This is a genomic window from Cryobacterium sp. TMT2-42-4 (assembly GCF_004402645.1).
Lineage (GTDB): Bacteria > Actinomycetota > Actinomycetes > Actinomycetales > Microbacteriaceae > Cryobacterium > Cryobacterium sandaracinum.
On the sequence record NZ_SOFT01000040.1, the window covers coordinates 1 to 3,679 of the forward strand.

Sequence of the window (3,679 nt, forward strand, 5' to 3'; positions counted from 1 at the left end):
TGGACCGGACGCCCGTGCAACGCTCCGGGATGGGGCTTCCGATGTCCCAGTACGACAAACACGACATGGACCCGATGGGTCTGATCAAGCTCGACATCCTCGGCGTCCGGATGCAATCGGCGATGGCTTACGCGATCGAGGAGCACCGGCGACTCACCGGGGAGACCATCGATCTGGACCGGGTCCCCCTCGACGACGAACCCACCTACGAGATGCTCCGCACCACCCGCACCCTCGGCGTCCTCCAACTCGAGTCCCCCGGACAGATGGAGCTGATCGGGAAGCTGCAACCGGAAGTGTTCAACGACCTGACCGTGGAGATCAGCCTGTTCCGCCCCGGCCCCATGCAGGCGAACATGCCCCTGCAGTATCTGAAGGCGCGGCACGGGGAAGTTGCACCCGACCACATGCATCCGCGGTTCAAACCGTTCCTGGCCGAAACCAACGGTGTTGTTGTCTTCCACGAGCAGGTGATGCGGCTGTTCGACGAGCTAACCGGCTGCGGGATGGGCAAAGCCGATGTGTTCCGCCGGCACCTCGGAAAATCCGGCGACCTCGCCGAGATCGAAGCGTACGTGCGCAAGCAGGCGGCCACCCGCGGGTTCCCGGCGCCCGTCGTCGACCGGGCCTGGAAGGTGCTGTCCNCTGGAAGGTGCTGTCCGGGTTCGGCAGTTTCGGGTTCGCCAAGGCACACGGGGCCGCGTTCGCCCGGACCACGTACGAGAGCGCCTGGTTGAAAACGCACCACCCGGCCACGTTCTTCGCCGGGCTCCTCACCCACGACCCCGGCATGTGGCCCAAGGACCTGATCATTGCCGAAGCCCGCAACCTTGGTGTCACCGTCCTCGGCCTCGACGTCCAGAAGTCCGCACTGGACTACCGGGTGGAGCAGCTGGGCGACGGGCAGCTCGCTATCCGCCTCGCCCTGCCCGAACTCGCCGGCTCCAGTGCGCTCGAGCGGCAGCGGATCGCCGAGCATCAACCGTTCTCGTCCCTGCAGGACTTCCGGGACCGGGTGCGGCCGCGCCGGCGCACGTTCGAAGCCCTGGCCCGGGTCGGCGCCCTCGACTCGTTCATCGGCTACGACCGCGCCCGCCGCGGCGACCTCCTCGCCCACATCCAGAGCCTCGGCGGCAAGGCCCTACCCGTCGGCCCCGACCAGCTCGCCTTCGATATCGAACTGCCACTGCCCGACTTCTACCGGTCTGTTACCGCCCTCGATCTCCGCGGCCGCACCCAAACAGACGTGGAACTTCGAGACCTCGGCCTCGCCGTCAGCCAGCACCAAATGACCCGGTTCTACCCCCTCTTCAAGGAACTCGGGGTCACTCCCGCGTCGGAGCTCGTGAACCTGCCCGGCGGCACTGAAGTCCTCGTCGCCGGGGTCCGCCGGGCCACGCACACTCCCCCGATGCGTAGCGGCAAACGTGTCGTCTTTCTCTCACTGGACGACGGCAGCGGGCCGGTATCCAACGTGGTGTTCTTCCACGACGCGCAAGCTCAGATCGGGGCACCCGTGTTCCGTACCCACCACGCGCTGATCCGCGGCCGAACCCGGCGCACCGGCGCCCGCGGAGTGTCAGTGACCGGCGAGCCACTCGACACACCAGCACCGCACGAGCCGGCTCAACGACGTCGTGCGTCTGGCGGAGAAGCTCATCGAATCGGTCAGCCACGGCGTCCCGGCCGCCCTCACCGAGCTCGTCACCCTCGGACGCACCCTCAAGAAACGAGCCGCAGACGTCTTGGCGCACTTCGACCGGCCCGGCACCTCCAACGGGCCCACCGAGGCGATCCAATGCCGCCTCGAACACCTCCGCGGATCAGCCCTGAGATTCCGCAACCTCGCCAACTATGTCGCCCGCTCACTCCTGGAAACCGGAGGATTCAGGCTCCAACTACACCCTCAATTATGAAGAGCCGGTTACATCCTGGAATTCCGGGACCCCGACAACGTGGCGCTGGAACTCTTCGCCCCTGCCTGAGGCGTGTTCGACCTGAGATGTGTTTGATCCAAGACATGTTGGATGCGCTGCCTAACGGCGTATCGCTGTGCCGTCGGGCCTCTGGCCAGATATGTTGCACTGCCCCTACAGTGAAGTCATGTTGCACTCAACTCGGCAAGGCTCCGGTAAGCCACTCCTGCTGATCCATGGGGTCGGTTCCAGTATTGGCAACTGGAACCCGGTAATCCCGGCGCTGGCCGCTGAACGTGATGTCATCGCCGTCGACCTCCCCGGTTGCGGCGAATCCGCGCCGCTGACCGGCGAAACCACCATTGCCACGCTGACCGATTCCGTCGAAGCCTTTATCCGCGACGCGGAACTGGGTGACCTTGATCTGGTAGGCAGCTCCATGGGCGCCCGGATGGTAATGGAAATGGCACGCCGCGGGCACGCTGGCACCACGGTCGCACTGGACCCTGGTGGATTCTGGAATGACCGCCAGGCAGCGATCTTTGGTGCAAGCATCAAGGCATCCGTCGCACTGGTGCGCCGCATCCAACCGGCGCTCCCCTTCCTCACGGGCAACCCTGTGGGTCGCACGGCCCTGATGGCACAGTTCTCCGCCCACCCCTGGAAGCTGCCACAGGATCTGGTCCTGCACGAGCTTCGCGGGTTCAAGACATCGACCAGCCTGGACCCGGCTCTCAACGCGCTGATTCACGGACCCCGCCAGGAAGGCGCACCGGCCGGTTCACTCAAGGGCAAAGTGGTCATTGGATGGGGGCGGAAGGACAAGGTCACCGTTCCCAGTGAGGCGGCGCGGGCCACGGAGCTGTTCCCGGATGCAACGCTGCACTGGTTCGAAAACTGCGGTCACTTCCCGCACTGGGACCAACCAACGGAAGCGGCGCGCCTGATTCTCGATAGCACCGGCTGAGCTGCGGCTGAGCGCCCGGGCGGAGCCACCTACGGCTGAGTTGGCTTCAGAAAGGTGGAACCGGCGACGGCTGGGGATGATGCCCCGGTCTCGGGAGGTATCGACGTCGCCGGTTCCGAATTGGGGAACCGGCTTCACCTGGACCGTGACCGCTAGGGCGTGTCTCCCAATGATGGGCTGTTCATCGGCAGGATGGAGGAGTTGGCGAGTAGCGCTTGGTGGTAGCGGTAGTCCGGCGAGTTGGTGTGTTATCTCGTGACTTCGTGGACACACGATGTCATGAGATCGTGTGTCCACGATGCGTTGAGACAGGACACACGAAGCCATGAGACCCAGCGTCCGCGAAGTGATGAGATTTAGTGTCCACGAAGTCACGAGATAACACACCAGGTGCCTGGACTAGCGCTACCAACTCGGGCTACTCGCCAGAGGAGTGAGCCCTCGTTACGCCGTGTTGTCGGATGCCCAGTGGAAGCAGATTGCCCCGTTGATGCCTGAATCGGCGGGGAAGTTGGGCCGTCCGTTCAAGGATCACCGTCTTATGACGGAGGGGATCATCTACCGGTATCGGGCCGGCATCCAGTGGCGGGATCTGCCGCCGCACTTCGGGCCGTGGCAGACGGTCTGGAAACGCCACCGCCGCTACAGTGCCGACGGGACCTGGGACAACGGAATTTGTCAAGGTGAATGAGGCCAGCGTGAGTTTAGGCGGCTAGTTTCGGCTCCACGTTTTGAGCTTCGGTTGGCTTGTTGATCCAGGCTGTGTCGGGGGTGGCGAGGATCTTCGGGTCGCAGC

Annotated in this window: 2 protein-coding genes and 3 pseudogenes; 4 read left to right on the forward strand and 1 reads right to left on the reverse strand. The window is 64.5% G+C overall.

Annotated features, from left to right (window positions below):
- Window positions 1-737, forward strand: a pseudogene (locus E3O18_RS13325) (DNA polymerase III subunit alpha); the annotation flags it as partial.
- Between the two features lie 404 nt (window positions 738-1,141).
- Here the strand turns inward: E3O18_RS13325 and E3O18_RS16175 are convergent.
- Window positions 1,142-1,288: a hypothetical protein gene (locus tag E3O18_RS16175; RefSeq protein WP_166784933.1), complete on the reverse strand. Its 147-nt coding sequence runs from the start codon at window positions 1,286-1,288 to the stop codon at window positions 1,142-1,144.
- 364 nt (window positions 1,289-1,652) lie between these two features.
- On the opposite strand from E3O18_RS16175, the pseudogene E3O18_RS13335 reads away from it, so the two are divergent.
- From E3O18_RS13335 to E3O18_RS13345, 3 genes and pseudogenes are all read left to right on the forward strand, one after another.
- A pseudogene (locus E3O18_RS13335) lies at window positions 1,653-1,916 on the forward strand (transposase); the annotation flags it as partial.
- A gap of 187 nt (window positions 1,917-2,103) precedes the next feature.
- Entirely contained in the window at window positions 2,104-2,883 is a 780-nt protein-coding gene (locus E3O18_RS13340) for an alpha/beta fold hydrolase (protein WP_241976513.1), read from the forward strand.
- Window positions 2,884-3,316: 433 nt separating this feature from the next.
- Window positions 3,317-3,550, forward strand: a pseudogene (locus tag E3O18_RS13345) (transposase); the annotation flags it as partial.
- Between the last annotated feature and the right edge of the window lie 129 nt (window positions 3,551-3,679).

Bases quoted from the DNA above. Each gene is read 5' to 3' on its own strand.
- E3O18_RS13340 (WP_241976513.1), top strand. From the start codon at position 2,104: ATGTTGCACTCAACTCGGCAAGGCTCCGGTAAGCCACTCCTGCTGATC.